This is a genomic window from Bacteroides neonati, from assembly GCF_000499785.1.
Classification (GTDB): Bacteria; Bacteroidota; Bacteroidia; order Bacteroidales; family Bacteroidaceae; genus Bacteroides; species Bacteroides neonati.
In genome coordinates, this window is sequence record NZ_HG726025.1 from 152,264 (window position 1) to 170,210 (window position 17,947).

At 41.4% G+C, this 17,947-nt stretch carries 13 protein-coding genes; 4 read left to right on the top strand and 9 right to left on the bottom strand.

Features of this window, described 5'->3' with window-relative positions; translation table 11 throughout:
- The first annotated feature begins 3 nt into the window (after positions 1 to 3).
- Complete coding sequence (locus TY03_RS16870; RefSeq protein WP_042372085.1) at positions 4 to 2,118, top strand: fimbrial protein; 2,115 nt, start codon at positions 4 to 6, stop codon at positions 2,116 to 2,118.
- A 99-nt stretch (positions 2,119 to 2,217) separates the two neighbouring features.
- Here TY03_RS16870 and TY03_RS16875 read toward each other — a convergent pair whose 3' ends face one another.
- Positions 2,218 to 3,264 carry a glycoside hydrolase family 53 protein gene (locus tag TY03_RS16875; RefSeq protein WP_042372087.1) on the bottom strand — a complete coding sequence of 349 codons (1,047 nt, stop codon included), beginning with the start codon at positions 3,262 to 3,264 and terminating at the stop codon, positions 2,218 to 2,220.
- Positions 3,265 to 3,346: 82 nt separating this feature from the next.
- Positions 3,347 to 4,813, bottom strand: a complete 1,467-nt coding sequence (locus TY03_RS16880) for a catalase (protein ID WP_042372089.1) — start codon at positions 4,811 to 4,813, stop codon at positions 3,347 to 3,349.
- 404 nt (positions 4,814 to 5,217) lie between these two features.
- On the opposite strand from TY03_RS16880, the gene TY03_RS16885 reads away from it, so the two are divergent.
- The 3 genes from TY03_RS16885 (at position 5,218) to TY03_RS16895 (ending at position 7,622) form a co-directional block, all read left to right on the top strand.
- Entirely contained in the window at positions 5,218 to 5,766 is a 549-nt protein-coding gene (locus TY03_RS16885; RefSeq protein WP_042372091.1) for a DUF4738 domain-containing protein, read from the top strand.
- A gap of 114 nt (positions 5,767 to 5,880) precedes the next feature.
- Positions 5,881 to 7,050 (top strand): heparin lyase I family protein, encoded by a 1,170-nt coding sequence (locus tag TY03_RS16890; RefSeq protein WP_042372093.1) that lies wholly within the window; start codon positions 5,881 to 5,883, stop codon positions 7,048 to 7,050.
- A gap of 128 nt (positions 7,051 to 7,178) precedes the next feature.
- Positions 7,179 to 7,622, top strand: a complete 444-nt coding sequence (locus tag TY03_RS16895) for a PepSY-like domain-containing protein (protein WP_042372287.1) — start codon at positions 7,179 to 7,181, stop codon at positions 7,620 to 7,622.
- A 99-nt stretch (positions 7,623 to 7,721) separates the two neighbouring features.
- On the opposite strand, the gene TY03_RS16900 is transcribed toward TY03_RS16895, so the two are convergent.
- The 7 genes from TY03_RS16900 to corA all read right to left on the bottom strand — a co-directional run bounded on the left by TY03_RS16900 (position 7,722) and on the right by corA (position 17,942).
- A complete protein-coding gene (locus TY03_RS16900; RefSeq protein WP_042372096.1) occupies positions 7,722 to 8,930 on the bottom strand; it encodes an L-serine ammonia-lyase in 1,209 nt (402 codons plus the stop codon).
- Positions 8,931 to 8,960: 30 nt separating this feature from the next.
- Positions 8,961 to 10,124: a metallophosphoesterase gene (locus TY03_RS16905; protein ID WP_042372098.1), complete on the bottom strand. Its 1,164-nt coding sequence runs from the start codon at positions 10,122 to 10,124 to the stop codon at positions 8,961 to 8,963.
- Positions 10,125 to 10,136: 12 nt separating this feature from the next.
- Positions 10,137 to 11,585 carry a RagB/SusD family nutrient uptake outer membrane protein gene (locus TY03_RS16910; RefSeq protein WP_042372101.1) on the bottom strand — a complete coding sequence of 483 codons (1,449 nt, stop codon included), beginning with the start codon at positions 11,583 to 11,585 and terminating at the stop codon, positions 10,137 to 10,139.
- Between the two features lie 22 nt (positions 11,586 to 11,607).
- A complete protein-coding gene (locus TY03_RS16915; protein WP_081713123.1) occupies positions 11,608 to 15,009 on the bottom strand; it encodes a TonB-dependent receptor in 3,402 nt (1,133 codons plus the stop codon).
- A 17-nt stretch (positions 15,010 to 15,026) separates the two neighbouring features.
- Positions 15,027 to 16,202 (bottom strand): FecR family protein, encoded by a 1,176-nt coding sequence (locus TY03_RS16920; RefSeq protein ID WP_042372103.1) that lies wholly within the window; start codon positions 16,200 to 16,202, stop codon positions 15,027 to 15,029.
- 76 nt (positions 16,203 to 16,278) lie between these two features.
- On the bottom strand, positions 16,279 to 16,827 hold the full coding sequence (locus tag TY03_RS16925; RefSeq protein WP_042372104.1) for an RNA polymerase sigma-70 factor: 549 nt from the start codon (positions 16,825 to 16,827) through the stop codon (positions 16,279 to 16,281).
- Positions 16,828 to 16,895: 68 nt separating this feature from the next.
- Positions 16,896 to 17,942, bottom strand: a complete 1,047-nt coding sequence (corA, locus tag TY03_RS16930; RefSeq protein WP_042372106.1) for a magnesium/cobalt transporter CorA — start codon at positions 17,940 to 17,942, stop codon at positions 16,896 to 16,898.
- Between the last annotated feature and the right edge of the window lie 5 nt (positions 17,943 to 17,947).

Sequence of the window (17,947 nt, forward strand, 5' to 3'; positions counted from 1 at the left end):
AATATGAAAACAATTTATTATACGTTGATAAGTCTGCTCGTCATTTTGTTGGGTGCCTGCACTGTCGACGAAGAAACAACCCCGGAGATTATTGATGGCGCTCCCGTAGTGTTACGTTTTACCGTTGATACACCTCCGCCAACACCCGTGAGCAGCCGGGCTATTAATGAAAATCAGATCAATAGTCTCTATCTGCTGGTTTTCGACGAGAATGGGCGCTTCCTTTATCGTACACAAGCTACTGCAAATGCAGGTACTTTTACTGCTACGCTTACGCAGAGTCGTTTGCAGCGCACGGTACACTTTATAGCCAATTACGATTGGAGTACTTTCTCTGATGCAGTTGCATTGGGCAAAGATCAGGGAGAGGTGGTCGCTTCACTTCAAACAACTGCTTTGGTTTTTTGGCAACAAGTCGTGTTGACGGGAGGTCTTTCATCTACTTCCTTTGCTTCTACACCCGTGGCGTTGATACGCAATATGGCCAAATATACATTGACCAATTCGGCTACTACCTTGACCAATGTTACTTTTGCTGTTTATAATAAACCATCCATTGGCACGGTAGCACCGTTTAATGCAGCGACACGTACATTTGGACCTTATGTAACCGAACCTGTGGGTGTTACCTATACAACTAATGATACCTTCGGTGCAGGTCCGTTTTATTCTTTTGAACGAAAGAACTCTACTGTGCAATCGTCTCCTACGTTTGTTATTGTACAAGGAACCTATGCCGGAGCTGTTTGTTACTATAAGATCGATTTGGTAGACAATAACTACAATATGTATGATATAGCACGTAATACGTGGTTTAGCATACAGATACAGAGTGTTACTTTGGCCGGATATAGTACGATTGCGGCAGCTATTGCATCGCCTGCATCCAATAACATTGTTGCATCTGTATTGGTACAGTCCTATCCCACTATTTCCGATGGGATACATGTGTTATCGGTCGATCAAACAACTATTTCGTTCATTAAGAATGGTCAAACCTTGAATGCATTGGCCACCTATAAAACCGTAGCAGGAGTAATGGACAACTCTACGGTTGTGATAACGCTGGTTCAAGACCCCAGTTATCCGCTTATCAATGGTGATATTACTTACAATAGAGCCACGGGAGCGATTACGGGTGCAGTCAATGATGTTCCTTCGAATGGTGCAGCTCGTTACGCTACTATCAAAGTACAAGTAGGATATTTATCTCGTACCATTCAGTTACGTTTGCATGCTCCTTTCCAGTTTTCGGATATTAGTTTGAATCCTAATCCATTGGCGGCAGCCGTAGGAACTGCAGCTACGCTTAATTTCACGATTCCTGCCGAAGCTGCTTATTTACTGCCGATAAATGTAAACATCACTTCGGCCTATCTTACGCCGCCTTTTGGTAATATCAAGGTTATTTATGAGAATGGCATCTATAAATATCAATATACGGCAACCTCTACCGGACCGCAATCGATCAGCTTTACAACGAATACTGCTACCGCTGCGGAAACGATATTGCTTGAGGCACCTCTGTTTGCTACAGGTCAAGTTGCTTATACAAATACCGGTGGTGTCAATCGTTTCTCGAATGTGACTATTTCGCCTTATCGGGTTAATTTTGGAACCGGACAGTCAGTTGTGCTTTCCTTTACAACTACTACGGCGGGTACCTTCCAGATTCATACGAACAACCTTACTCCGGTTTCCGGAACGATTTCGGGAGGTATTTATACTTATATTGCAACTTCTCCGGGCGTACAGACTATTGCCTTTACAACGAATAAGCAGAATATTGGGGAGATTATTCAAATTACTTCTCCCGGATATACGACTTATCAAATACCGTTGCAAAATCAGTTGGTAACCGTTTCGGGTACGTTGACTTTTGGTGCCTCGGGTGGGTCAGGTTCTGCAATTAATGTGGGTGTTGTTACCATTTCGGTCAATGGAAGTGTCGTCAATATTATTAAAACAACTGCAACCGGTGGATATACGTCGACCATGGCGGTTAATCTCGGCGATGTATTGACATATAGCTATACAGCATCTAATGGTAATGTGTATACCAATACTGTTACGGTGACTGCAGCAATCATGACATCGACTATGAAGCTGATCCGTTAGCAACTAGTAGTTTTATCGAGATATAGTAAACCCCATAATACTTAACATTAGTATTATGGGGTTTACCATGTATGCCCTTTAATTTTGTTTCAATGGCATTTAATTGGTAGGTGCTGCAAACAGACTCAATGCAATGGTTGGCTTTCCGGTTTTATCAAAAGCTCCGAGTGTATATCCTTTCCAGTTGTTATAGGATTGTGGTTCCCAATAGAATATCCCCATACATTTATTAATAGCCTTCAATTGGATCATTAGCTCACTAAGAAATTGAGAAGCAGTCTGTGCTTCATCCCATGGCATACCTACTTCACAGATCATCACTTCCGAACCATAGCGTGCTATCATATCATTTATATTGGCAATACATGCTGCGTTCATTGTCTGCCATGTATCGGGTTTGGGATAAAGTGACATACCGATCACATCCCATTTTCCACCGTTACTTTTTAGACCGTCGAATAGCCATCGGTATAGTGAATTATCGTTTCCCGATTGCAAATGTACGATGACTTTGGCGTTGGGGAAGACTGTTTTTACAGCATCGTATCCTGCGTTGTTCAAAGTTGCATAGTTCTTCATACTCATATCGGCCTTTCCATCGTTCCATAGCATACCGTTGCCTGTCTCGTTTCCAACCTGTACCCATTCTGGAATGATTTCTTTGGCTTTTAGTGCGTTTAGTACCTCTTTGGTATGAGCGGAAACAGCACTTTTAAGCTCTTCGAAAGAGAGGCCTTTCCATGCAGATGGTTTGGTTTGCTGTCCCGGATCTGCCCAAGTATCGCTATAATGAAAATCAATCATCAGCCGCATACCTAACTGTTGTGCACGCTGTGCCTTTACCACGAGGTCGCTTTTGTTGCACCATCCATCGACAGGGTTTACCCATACGCGCAGCCGAATGGCATTCATGCCCAAGTCGCGGAGGAGTGCCAGGCATTCCATTTCACGTCCGTTGGTCTGGTAGAATTTGATACCTGCCTTCTCCATCTCCGTCAACCAACTCACATCTGCCCCCCGGGCAAAGCCGCTCATGTTGTAAACAGGTTTTTCCGGTTCGCTTGTTTCAGCATTCTCTCCTTTGCCGCATGCTACTGTTCCTATAAGAAACAATGTACCTAATAGTATATTTTTTAGTTTTATCATCCGATGTCCTTATATGATAAGCAAAGGTGGTGTAACCAATTTTCTGTTACACCACCTCTTTGTTCTATAGAAAAAATAGACTCTATCTGCTAGCTTTCAGTGCTTCATCAATACAGATATCCAATGCCTTTGCTACGCCTGTTCCGTAGGCTGGGTCGGCTTTGTAGCAATTGCGCACGTGGCGTTGTTTGATAAAGAGTTCGGCATCACCCATCGCTCTGGCGGTATTCTCGAACAATAATTGTTGCTCATCGGCAGGCATTAACCGGAAAAGGTCGCCTGGCTGGCTGTAGTAATCATCGTCATATTCCCGCTCGTTGTAGTTATATACATCACCTGTTACTTTCAATGGCGGCTCCTTCTTTTCGGGAGAATCTTGCCATTCGCCAAAGCTGTTAGGCTCATAACCACGAGTACCTCCGTAATTACCGTCTACGCGCATGGCACCATCGCGATGAAAGGCATGGAACGGACAGCGGGGTTTGTTCACCGGAATTTGCTCGGAGTTTACTCCCAAACGATAGCGCTGGGCATCTCCGTAAGAGAAAAGCCGTCCTTGCAACATCTTATCGGGTGAGAAACCGATACCTTCGACAATATTCATCGGATTGAAAGCGGCTTGCTCTACTTCGGCAAAGTAGTTTTCCGGGTTACGGTTCAGTTCCATGATACCTACATCCTGCAGTGGGAAATCCTTGTGCGACCATACTTTCGTTAAATCAAAAGGATTGATGCGATAGGTGTCGGCTTGTTCCTCGGTCATTAATTGGATCTGGAACTTCCATTTAGGATAGTCACCACGTTCGATGGCATCGAACAAATCGCGTTGATGTGATTCGCGATCTTTGGCAATGATGGCTTCGGCTTCCTGATCGGTCAGGTTTTTGATGCCTTGCAAGGTTGTGAGGTGAAATTTAACCCAGATACGTTGGTTCTCGGCATTGAGAAAGCTGTAGGTGTGGCTACCAAATCCATGCATGTGGCGGTAAGAATAGGGGATACCGCGAGGGCTCATGGTGATGGTAATCTGATGAAGAGCTTCGGGCAATAATGTCCAAAAATCCCAGTTGTTGCTTGCACTACGCATGTTGGTACGCGGATCACGTTTTACAGCGTGGTTTAAGTCGGGAAACTTCAATGGATCGCGTAAGAAGAATACGGGCGTGTTGTTTCCCACCAAATCCCAGTTACCGGCTTCGGTATAAAACTTCATGGCAAAACCACGGATGTCGCGTTCGGCATCTGCAGCGCCACGCTCGCCTGCTACGGTAGAGAAGCGTACAAAACACTCTGTCTGTTTACCTACCTCGCTAAACATGGCAGCTCGTGTGTACTTACTGATGTCGTGAGTTACGGTAAATGTTCCGTAAGCTCCCGACCCTTTGGCGTGCATACGACGCTCTGGGATTACTTCGCGATCGAAGTGTGCTAATTTCTCAATAAGCCAAGGATCTTGCATTACGATAGGACCTCTTTGACCTGCTGTCTGTGAATTTTGATTGTCCGCTATCGGACGACCGTTGGCTGCTGTCAGTTTTTTACTTTCCATACTTTCATGAATTTGGATTAATATGAGTGCTTTTATTATTCACAAATATAGATTATATAGATGAGAATACCTTTACTTTTACTGATAGAATATTTCGATGAAACGATAGATGAGTGTTAAAAATATCGATACCAAGTGATAGATGTCTTCTCAACCCATTTATGAGAGGGCGCTATCATTTGTCATTACCTTGGTTGTTAATTGTTTGTAATCATTGTTGTTTTAAACGAATAAAAAGGCATCCTGCTATAAAACTGTTACTTATTTGTATTGTTTTTGTTTTTTTCATTGATTTAATGACTGGGATGAGAGAGGCATATTTTATTTTTCTCTCTTACTTCTTGTGTATTTCCTCCTCTTTTTGTTCCTTTGTCTCTTCGATTAATAAATGAGAAGATTTGAAAATGAGAAGAATAACAAATCTGCTTCTACTGCTTGTGATTGTGGTAATTACCGCATGTAGTGGTAAGAATGCAAATCAGAAAGAAGATACACAAGTTGTGATGCAGGATAGTACCGATGCTCATGGCTTGCAGCGTATGCAAGTGTCTAAAAGTGAAACCAACATAACCTTCAAAGGAAAGGAATATCATTCGGTGATTTCTCGTACTCCCGACGAAGAGTTGCCATTGGTGACAAGCGAGATGGGCGATACGTATGTTGATAATAAAATACAGCTTCGGTTGACTCGCAACAATGATGTAGTGGTTAGCACCACATTTACCAAAAGTAACTTTTCTGCTTATGTTAGTGCTGAATTTCTATCGAAATCAATTTTAGAAGGAATTGTATACGATAAAACCACTCCGCAGGGAATGGTTTTTGCAGCAAGTATTTGCTATCCGCAAACAGATTTATATATTCCTCTTTCTATTACGATTTCGGCTGATGGTAAAATGTCTATTGAAAAAGTAGAAGTACTTGAAGAAGATTACTCAGCAGATACTATTTAGCCCCTCTGAATCTTATGAACGATATATTTGCACAAATGTGAAAGTATTTAAAACAATAGAAAGGCAGCCTTAGGGTTGCCTTTTGTATTTTAGCGGAGTCAAATTAAACAAAGAATGAATAAGATTACTACTTCTTTTTGCTTGCTAATACTATCAAGCACTTTACTAACTGCTCAAACGGGCAAGTTAATTCCTCTGACCGAGCGTGTTAATGTTCAAGGCGATTCGGCTCGAACCAGTCAAATAATTGATGGGTGCTGGGTAGCTGTGGGTACAAATAAAACTCACGCCATTCAACGCGACTATACCATTCCTTTCAAGGGTAAACCATCGTATCGATTTGAGTTGCAAACAGGTGATAATACTCTCGAAGGATATGGTAAAGGAGAAACCAAAGGACGTGCAGAGTTCTCTTACTGTTATGCTACCGCGAATGATTTTAAGAGACAACCGAAGAGTGTTTATACGCAAGCACAAGTTATGAAAACCGTTTACCATCATGGGAAGGGTATTTGTCCGCAAGGGGCGTCACGCGATTATCAGTTTTCAATCTATGTTCCTTCGGCACTTGATGCGAATGTATCGACCATCTTTGCTCAATGGCACGGTATGCCCGATCGAACGCTTGTATCTACTCCCGAAGGTGAAGTGAAAAAACTATCTGTCGAAGAGTTTTTGGCACTTAGTGAACGGATGACCTTTAAGAAAAATATAGCACATGATAAAATAGTAAAGTTAGATAAAGCCGGGCAGCCACAGAAGGATGCCAGAGGTAACATCGTGTATAAGATAGGCAAACCCAATGGTTGGTTGGTTGAGCAAGGTGGATATCCTCCTTTGGCTTTCGGTTTCTCGGAAGGATATTTTTATATTAAAGCAAATTCCGATCGTAAATGGTTGACTGATAAAACCGACCGATGTAACTCCAATCCGGCAAAGGTGGAAATCATGAAGCCGGTAGCTTCGGAGTATAAAGCATCGACCATCGCTTATAAGATGGCGTTTGCTGATTTTCCGAAAGATTGCTGGATAACCTTCAAGGTGCATATCGATTGGACCGTTTATGGCAAAGAAGCAGAAACAATTCTGAAGCCGGGTAAGCTTGATGTCCGAATGGAGTACTCTGATCAAGGGGAAAAGATAAATCGTACACTTGTAAATAACCAAAAGGTATTGATCGGACGTAACGATGAGGACGGATATTATTTTAAATTCGGAATTTATCGTGTTGGAAACAGCACCGTTCCAGTATGTTATAACCTAGCTGATTACTCCGAACGATAGACTGTACTTGTTAAAGAATCTCAAAAAAAGACAGCATTCGGTTTATTCCTAAATCTTTCCCAATTCTGTGTCGTTATTTGCAGTATAAAGTTAATAACAACTATATTATTCATATAAAAATAACGATTATGAAAAAGATTTTATCTGTTTTGGTGATAGCTATTGTAGCTGTACAGTTTGCCTTTGCTGCTGATGTAATAACAAAGGACATTAATCAATTGCCCTTGCCGGCACGTAACTTTATCACTAAGTATTTTGTGAAACCACAAATTGACTACATTAAGATTGATAATGAAATGCTGGAATCGAAAAAGTACGAGGTTACATTGAAAGATGGTACGGAGATTGATTTCGATAAGAAAGGCGAATGGATGGAAGTAGATGCAAAGAAAGGTAAAGTTCCTACTGCTCTTATTCCTACTTTTGTGACAGATTACTTGAAAGTCAATAACTTTACAAAAGAACATGTGACCAAGATAGAGCGTGACCGCAAGGGCTGTGAAGTAAAACTGAACACAGGGCTATCTTTCGAGTTCAACAAAAACGGTAAGTTCCGTAAAGCCGATAATTAAATCATTAAAATCGAAGAACTTTCACTGTAGTGAGATTAAAAGAAATTCCCCTAACTGCTTTTAAAAGCAGTTAGGGGAATTTCTTTGTTGATAGAGCTCTTACATCTGCTTATAATCTTTGGCCAGACCACCTTCGCTTGTTTCTTTATAGAGCGATGGAAGATCATGTCCTGTTTGTTTCATGACTTGTACTACTTTATCGAAAGATACACGATGCATGCCATCTGTAAATGAAGAATAGAGGTTAGCATCCAATGCACGAGCAGCTGCATAAGCATTGCGCTCAATACAGGGTATTTGTACCAATCCGCATACCGGATCACAGGTCATACCCAAGTGATGTTCCAATCCCATTTCGGCCGCATATTCTATTTGAGCGGGGCTTCCTCCAAATAACTGGTTGGCAGCTGCTGAGGCCATAGCGCAGGCTACCCCAACTTCTCCTTGACAACCTACTTCTGCACCTGATATAGAAGCGTTGGTCTTTACGATATTACCTACCAAACCTGCCGTTGCTAATGCGCGGAGTATTCGTAGATCACTAAAATCACGACTCTTGTGTAAATGATACAGTACGGCCGGAACTACCCCACATGATCCACAAGTTGGTGCCGTAACAATCTTTCCACCCGAAGCATTCTCTTCGCTTACTGCCAGTGCATAAGAGAAGATCAATCCGCGCGAACGAAGTGATTCTTTATAACCGGTAGCCCGTATAAAGTAGGTAGAGGCTTTACGTCTTAAGTTAAGTGGTCCGGGCAATACTCCTTCTTCTTCAAGTCCACGGCGAATTGAATCTTTCATCGTTATCCATATTTCGTTCAGATAATCCCAAATGTCCGAGTTCTCGCATTGCTTCACATATTCCCAATAGCTGCGTCCGTTGTGTTCGCACCATTCCAGAATCTCTGTCATACTATTCATGGAATAAACTTCGGGACTTTCGATCGAAGGTTTGTCTGTGTTTTCGGCCAGTGCACCACCACCGACACTATAAACCGTCCAATTCTCTACCAGCTTATTATTGGTATCGAAAGCGGCAAATGTCATACCATTGGGGTGAAAGGGTAAAAACACCTTAGGTTGCCATACTATTTCGACCGGAGCCAAGGGTTGTAATGTATCGATAATGGCTACATCGGTCATATGCCCTTTGCCGGTAGCTGCTAAACTTCCATAAAGTGTTACTTTAAAAGAGCCGGCTTCGGGGTGACGCTCGAGAAACATTTCGGCTGCTTTACGAGGACCCATGGTGTGACTGCTTGACGGACCGGTACCAATACGGTAGAGTTCTTTGATTGATTTCATAAGATGCTATTTAACGGTGATAGAGTTGCGCTACAAAGGTAATTGTTTTTTCAACATTCCACTGTCACCTATTACCGAAATCTTATTGTTTTCGATTAGTATACCTCGTCCGAGTTTCTTTTCTCTGTTTTCTTTGTTATCCACATTGATAGCTATGATACGTCCATCGTTGAATGTGGTAATATCAGGAAAGATCGTATGGCCTACAATGATACGATCTGCTCCATATTGATTCAATAATAAAGAGAGCATACCGGTCGATAATGGTTTGTACTTGTCATCGCTCTTCACCATTCCCCGATACCAAATAGGGCCATTACCTCCATACAAAAAATCAGTCAATGGCGAGATACTTTTTTTATCTTCTTTAGGTAGAAAAATAGTATTGGATATCGTCGAATTTATCTGTGCGACAGATAGTTTTCGTTTGTATAGATCGGAACTTAATCCGGCATGTACAAAGAGGTTTTTCCCGATAAGTTGTATGGTATTGCACATGCTTAGCCAACGGCCTAATTCGGAAGATTCATCAAAGAGGGTTTTGTAGGATAGGCGCAACTGCTTGGCTAGTGTGGTGTACTTCTCTTTCATATAGCGTGTATCACCTTGTAGAACCATAACTTCGTGATTGCCTAGTAGAAAAACAACAGTTCCTCCTGCATCATGTGCCTCTTTCTCTAATTTATAGATAAGCCAGAAAATAGGTAATACATCTTTGCCACGATCAAATACATCGCCGATGACAACCAACTGATTACTACCGAAAGTCCATTTGTACTGTTTATTTATAACACCATTGGCCTGTAAGAGATCGGCAAAACAATCAAAGTTACCATGAGGATCAGATACCACCAATACTTTCTCAGCTTGCTTCATCTGTGGCGATTGTTTTTTCAAAGAATGTAAACTTACCTCAAAGAGAGTCGTTCCTTTGTTCGATAAAACCGGAAAAGAGAATGAATGGGGAATTGTAGCTAAGGTAGTATCTACGATTTGTTTGAGTGGATTGACAGTGATCATTCGCAGGCTTCCACCCGGAAGGTGAATTAAGTACGGACCATCGGTTGAGCACTCCTCTTTCGAGGAGTGCTTATCTTGTTCGCCATACGCCATAACCGTCGCTGTCTGCAAAGTAAGCGACAAAAGAATGAATGTGGTTAAAAGCGTCTTTGAATGCAGAAAGAAACGTTTCATAGCTATGTTCTTTTAATCGGCATACCCCGGATTTTGCTTCATGTTAGGATTTGTATCCATTTCCTTTTTAGGTATCGGAAGTATTGATTTATGGTAGGTCCAATCGAATGACTGAGCTTCGGGAAGCATGGTCCAGTGTTTGGTGTCTTTGATTGCGGGAACTGCTACATCAATACGTTCAATACGCTTATGGTTGCGCAAAGCATCAAACATGCGATGTCCTTCGCCGAAGAACTCTTTGCGACGCTCGGTTAATACCTGATCTAAGGTAATGGTTTGACCTTTGACTGTTTTTGCAGGGTTGGCACGCATTACGATAGCATCTAAGTATTTCACAGCATTTGCATTATCTCCAATTTTAACTGCCGATTCAGCTGCATTCAGGTAGAGCTCCGATAGGCGAAAAATGGGAATGTTGGCATCTGAAATCGTCTCGTTTCCTTGTGGTTGATATTTGGTGATAAAAGCGTAATACTTACTTATTTTGTACATCTTGTTTCGTACATCCTTACTATCTTGTTGTAGCAGGGTGTAGAAGCTGCTTGTAAGAATCATATCACTGTATCCGCTTGATGAACATAAGTAACCCATACTTTCTTTTCCCGGGCTGTCTACTGTGAGGTTAACTATCTCGAACAAGATTTCGCCTGGAGTTGTGCTACTTCTGTCGACACCCCATGCTGTAGGATATTCGGCATTGGTCCATAAAGCATACTTTTTGCTCTCAGCACCTTTAATCGCATCTTGTGCTGTGCTTAATGCCAATGCGTTGTCTCCTTTATATAAGTAAACTCGGCTAAGAAGGGTCATTGCAGCCCATTTATTGATTTTTCCTTTGATGAAATTTTCGCCGAGTAAGGGGATAGCTGTTGTTAAGTCGCCAAGTACTTCATTATAGCACTCGGCAACCGTGCTTCGTGGAGGTTTGCTATCTATCGTACTCAAGTCTTTCACTATGGACACTCCCAAAGAAGCTCCGTTGTCCTTTAAATAAGGATAGCCAAAGAAACGGGTCAAATCGAATAATGCCAATGCACGCAAGGTTAGAGCCTGTCCTTTGAGATCATCGCGGCGTATAGGTTCCTCAGTATCTATTTTGTCAATTTTTGTTAGAATAATATTGCAGTTTTGAATAATAGCGTAAGAGCTTGCCCAATGAGTTGATGGACCATTGTCTTTGTTATATTCGAACAGGTAATAGTCACTGGTGCGCTTGGTGGTTCCATTGGCTTGCATATCATCTCCGGTTACATCTCCGTAATAAATCATACGTCCCGAATATGAGTATGCATCTTGCATAGAACTATATATTCCGTTGAGGGTAAATTCGATGTCCGATAATTGCTTGATGGCTGTTTCGGTTTCGATCTCTGTTGTTGGTTCTATATTGAGCCAACTATTGCCGCAGGAACTTGCCAATGTCAATAACCCGCTTAATGCGATGTATTTTAATGTTTTCATAATGTTCAATTCGTTTTAAAAGTTAGAAGTTCAGATTTAAACCGAAAGTAACGGTTTTCAAAGGAGGGGTGCCCCAAATGGCCGACCCGCTACTTACTGCTTCCGGGTCATAATAGTCATAGCGTGCCCATGTCCATAGGTTATTGGATGAAACAAAAAAGCGTAAGTTACTGATTCCGGCTTTGCGGGTCAACTCTTTGGGAATAGTTACTCCTAAAGTTAGGTTTTTGAGACGGATAAAATCCGAACCATGTAGTCGACGGCTGGTAGCGTATGAGTTCATAGCCGGACTTGGTTTCTCTACGAACACTTCATAATTACTTTGATCGCCGGCTTGTTTCCAACGGTCTTTGTAATAGGTAGGTATATTGGCTTTTAAGTCATTGCCTCCATGTTCGGTTTTTTGTGCCCAGTTATCGTATGAGTATCCACCAAATTGATACGATAACATAAAGTTCAGATCGAACCATTTGTAGCGTAGATTATTTGATAAACCTCCGGTGATAGTTGGTTCGGCATGCTTCATTGGAATAGCTTGCGCTTTGTCCGGATTCTCCGTAATCTCTTTACTATAATTACCATTTTTATCTGTTGTGTTGAGATAGAATTGCGGTGCCCCGGTCATCGGATTAATACCAGCGAACTCGATGAGATAGAAGGTACGGTACGAATAACCTACTTTACGTATTTGCGAACCACCGATAATTTCGGTCTGCATACCGTCGAGGGTTACGATTTCGTTTTTGTTATGTCCGATGTTGAATACTGTATTCCAGTTGAAGTTTTTGGTATCGAAGTTCGTCGAACGTACTTCAAGTTCGATGCCTTGATTTTTTACTTCTCCGATATTCATTAAATAAGAACCGAATCCGGTAGTCATGGAGATTGGACGATCCATTAATAGATTCTTTGTGGTACGTGTATAATATTCGAGCGAGAAGTTTAATCTATTCCAGAATCCGAAATCTAGACCAATGTTGAAGTTATAATTTGTTTCCCAAGACAGATTTTCATTTTTAATCTGTGACTGTATGATACCGGGTTGTTCCATATAGCCATTGGTTAAACTGTTAAGTCCCATGTAGCCATAGTAGTCAGAAGGCAGCGTGCCGTTTACACCGTACGAGGCTCGTATCTTTAAATCACTTAACCAATCTTTTGTACCTTCCATGAAACCCTCTTCAATAGTACGCCATGCACCCGATACCGACCAAAAACTACCCCAACGATGGTCTGATGCTAAACGAGAGCTACCATCGATACGGTAACTAGCCCCTGCATAATACTTGTTCTTGTAATCATAGTTTAAACGTGATAGGTAAGAGACCATGCGTGTACGTGTACTGTTTCCACCAACCGACTCAGTTTTCATACCATTGCTGATTTCGTTTTTATCGGCAGTTGCAAAATTTGTTGCATACCCCGAAAGATAATCGCGGTACGAATCGTCTATCTCATAACCTACCAGAGCATCAATATGATGATCATTGCCAATAGATGTTTGATAACTCAATGCATTTGTCCATACCAATTTGGTATATTCGTAAAACTTCTTAGACATACCACCATTGGTGTCTTCGCCATTTGATGTGCGAGGGTCGCTCCAGTCTTTGCCTTTCGTTATGGTATAGTCGTAACTCAAGGTCGATTTGAATTTTAATTTTTTGATGAACTCGTATTGTGCATAGATGGTGTTGAACGAACGGGTTACATATTCACGTTGATAATCGTAAGTCATAGCCAGCAATGGATTGCGGTCATCGTTACGAATAAAGACGCGGTTCCAGCTCCCATCCTCATTATAAACGGCATCAGAAGGTACTACACAGTTTCGAGAGGTATAAAACGGCGAACTATAACTGGTTCCCTCTCCGTATACATCTTGATTGACAGTAGCAAATAAGATATTAGAACCGATACTGAATTTGTCAGTAGCCTGATAATCGACGTTCAAGCGAGCACTGATACGCTCTAATCCCGAATTGATCGTGATACCGTCCTGCTTCAAGTAAGACATGGATGTATAGTATCTCAATTTATCGGTATTGCCCGAAATGGAAGCTTCATAGGTTTGATGGCTTCCTTTCTTAAATAAAATATCATCCCAATCTACATAGCCACCTGCTGGTATGGGAGCATATTTATCAATCGAACTGTCAGCATACTTTATAGCATCACTGAGTAATTCGCTGTCTGGACGTTGCTTGCCAGGTTCCAATGCATCATTGGCCGCTTTGAGTGATCTATATTTAGAAAGGCTAAGCCCGTCATAAATGGTATTACGACGCTCTTCGCCACTCATTACAGGTCGATACTCCATGGCAAAATCCGAATATCCCCAATCGGCTTTCAATGAAACAATTGGCTTTCCATTGCCCGACGATCCTTTTTTGGTTGTTATAACCACCACTCCGTTGGCAGCGCGCGAACCATATAGTGAAGCCGCTGCTGCGTCTTTAATAACTGTGATGCTTTCAATATCAGAGCTATTGATGGTAGCCATAATATCTAGACCGGCATCTGAACTCAAGGAGTTAATCGAGCCGGAGCGAACGGCTATGCCATCGATAACGTATAGTGGAGAGTTAGAAGCATTGAACGATCCCATACCCCGGATGTTGAGTGAAGACGATGCTCCCGGTTGTCCCGATGTAGAACTTATTTGAACACCCGGTGCTGCACCTTGAAGCAGGTCTGTGAATGATATAGCGGGAACGTCTTTCACTGCTGCAGTTTTAACAACAGAAGCTGATCCGGCATAAGCCGACTTTTTGAAGGTACCGTATCCGGTTACAACCACTTCTTCCAATGCTTTTGTATCGCTTTGTAATGTTACGATTACTCCTTTATTGGGGCTCGCTTTTACCTCCTGGGTAGCAAAACCGATAAACGAAACGACGAGAACTACGGGTTGGTCTTTCTCCACGCTGATCGAGAAGTTACCGTCTAAATCAGTAATGGCTCCTCGCTGTGTACCTTTAATCAGTACGTTGGCTCCGGGAATTTCTGAATTCGTATTATCAAAGACCTTTCCTTTAATCACTTTTTGCTGTTCGGGAGCAACCGATTGCACGGCAGTTCGCTTGATGGCTACCACTCCGTTATGAACCGAAAAAGTCAATCCCGAATTTTCAAGGCACTTCTTTAATACATTCGTAGCAAGTTCTTTATTTACATTCAGTTCATTCACCCTTATCGTTTGGATGTCATTCGTGCTATAAATGAACGTGAAGTCTGTTTGCTTTTGAATTTCCCAAATAATCTCATTGAGTGTTGCATTTTTAAAGTTTGCTGTAACGGTTTGTGCAAGTATGCTATTGGTGGCTTGTACAAATCCCGAACTAAGGAAAATAAGTGTAAGACATACCGTAGTAAGGATTTGTTTTCTACGATGTTGTCTTTGTTTAGAAGAATGTTTTTCCATAATGCATTGTTTTAAAGTTAGTAACTATGATCAAATATGATTGTCTTTTCGTTGATGGTGATTTTGACGTTTCCTGTTCGTTCAAGTAATTCGAGAAACGGTGTAATCTCTTTGTATCGATTGATGTTACAGCCAAATCGTAACTGCTTCAATCGTTCATCCTTGTATACGACCTTCATGTCGTACCAACGTGACAGGCCTTTTATGATTTGTTCCAAAGATTGATCTTTAAAATGTATTTTTCCGTCTACCCACGAAGTATATAATGATGTGTCTACATGGCGTACCTTGATCTTTCGATTACCAGTTTCTATGCAGGCTTGCTGCGAAGGCTCCAATAGTTGACTTTCTCCTTGTGCGGTATGTATTTTGACCGAACCTTTTACTAATGTTGCTTTATACTCTTCTCCTTCGTATGAGGATATATTGAAGGTTGTTCCGAGCACTTCGACCAATGTTCCATTTGTTTTCACAATGAATGGCGTTGAACCTTTTTTTACCTCGAAAAGAGCTTCACCTACCAATTCCACTTCACGTTTATTGCCGCAGAACTGCACGGGGAAGCGGAGTGTACTCATTGCGTTTAGGTATACTTTGGTTCCATCGCTTAGCACCAGAGAGTACTCACCTCCTCTGGGTATTTCTATTTTATTGTATGAGATTTTATCGGCTGGAACTTTTCTGCCCTTGGCTTCATAACTTAGAGATGTTGAATCAATGCGGATAGCCGTTCCATCTTTTTCTTTCACTAAGGTTTCTTCTGCAGACTTCAGATCAATCACTGCGCCATCGTCAAGCGTAAGCTTTGCTCTTTTCTCACCCGGAACAATGGTTGAACGAGCCTCTACCACCACATGGTCAATAGATTTAGAAGGCCATTTGGCAACAAGTAATGCTACCATAAGAGGCAGAACGATTAATGCTGCATAGCGAGATACCTGAAGGAGATAGTGTTTTCGTTTGCTACGTTGTATCTTGCGGTTAACTTCCTCCCATCCCTGACGATTGCTGTATTGATTGCTTTTTTGGTTGTGCAATCTTTGCTGTTCGCTGTCGCAGAGGTTATGAAAGAGTGCTTTGTTTTCCGGAGATTCATTGATCCACTCCTCGAGTTTACACTTTTCCTGCTCTGTAAGGGTTTCTGTTAGATACCGAGCAATCAGCTCGGCAATATGAAATGGTTGCTTTAACATAGTAACTGTTTTTTTGTTCTCTTTGCATACTATAACAGGCTATGTTGATATATGGGTGAATTGCTCTATCTATTTTTTATAGAAAAAATAAAAATAAGTAGTATTGCTCTTTCAATGATTCGCGTAGTTTGCGGTAAGCTATTTTCTTTAGGGTATGTACTGTTTCGGTCGATACGGCAAGTGTGTCGGCTATCTCTTTATTCGATAATCCTTCTAAAGAGCATTTAATAACTGCTTTTGTTTGTGGCGGTAGGCTGTCGATCGTTTCGTATAGTATGCGATATGTTTCTTCCTCAATAACTTGGTTGTAGAAAAACTCTTCACTTTCTTTACTAATCATTTTTTGTGCGTATTCTTGCACAACCATCCGGTGTTCTACCTCGTTCAAGGCTTTATTGCGCACTGAGGTATATAAAAATGATTTTACCTGATGAAGATAAATAAAATCATTGCGTAACTGCCACAGTTTCACAAAACAATCTTGTACAATATCATTGGCTTGTTCTTGTCTCTCCACATATTTCTCTGCAAATAGGCATAAAGGTATGTAGAATCGGTCAAAGACCGTTCTGAAAGTTTGGCTGTCTTTTAAGTTAATGTCTTCGCAGGTTCGAGCTAAATCCATTATTTTGTTATTCCATTGTTTCGATTTATCTTACTGCAAACGTACGAAAATAAATTTGGAAATAGCTCTTAGTATCTTTTTTTCTTAAAATACAGGTAAATAATAATTCCCAGCGTAATCATGAGTCCCCATGCAAAGAAGTAGCCATATTGCCATTCGAGTTCGGGCATTGTTTTGAAGTTCATTCCCCATACGCCGACAAGAAAAGTGAGCGGGATGAAGATGGTCGAAACGACCGTGAGTCGTTTCATAATGTCGTTCATGCGTAGGTCATTGTTCGATATATATAGATCGACAAGAGAAGACAGGGTTTCGCGACAGATCTCAATGGTTTGTATCACGAACTGCAAATGATCGTTCACGTCGTTGAAGAAAGCACGGTTTGCTTTATGAATCAATTGATTTTCGGCACGGAGCAGTTTTACGTACTGTTCTTTGAGGGGTAGTACAGACTTTTTCATGGTCATGTATTGCCGGCGGAGCGATTGGATTTGTATACCAATATCTTTTCCTTCGCTGATGGTAAGTAGCTCCTCTTCGAGGTCTTCGAGTGAGTCATCAATGCTAGAGACGATAGTGATGTAATTTCCAATTACACTATTTAGCAGCACACTAAGCAGGTAGTCTGTTTGTCGGCTTCGTATTTTTAATATATTGTTGCGTAAAGCGGCACTGATATCGTCAAAGAAGTCTGTTTCGTTCTCTAGGAATGTGAGTACAAAGTTATGTCCCAATATGATGCAAACCTGCTGTTGTTGCAACTCGCATAGTTCATCTTCTTTTTTCTCATACGGATGAAAAATCTTGGTGATGAGCACGATATAGTTCTCGTGCTCCTCTATTTTTGTGGGATGTTCTGCGTTTAATATATCTTGCAGGATAAGAAAATCTATCTCAAAATGTGTACAAATTTGTCGAATGGTTTCTGTATCACTCATTCCATGAACCTGTAACCAGTTTGTCTGTTCACTGTTTAGCGCCTTCGCAATGGTTCCAAAGTCGCTAGCCGATATCTCTTCCATTTCCTCTGTATTATATGTACACAGGTGTAGATGAGTTTTCGTTTGACTCTCTCCGTTATAAACCAGTTTTTCGCTGAGAAGATTGTTTTTCATACCTA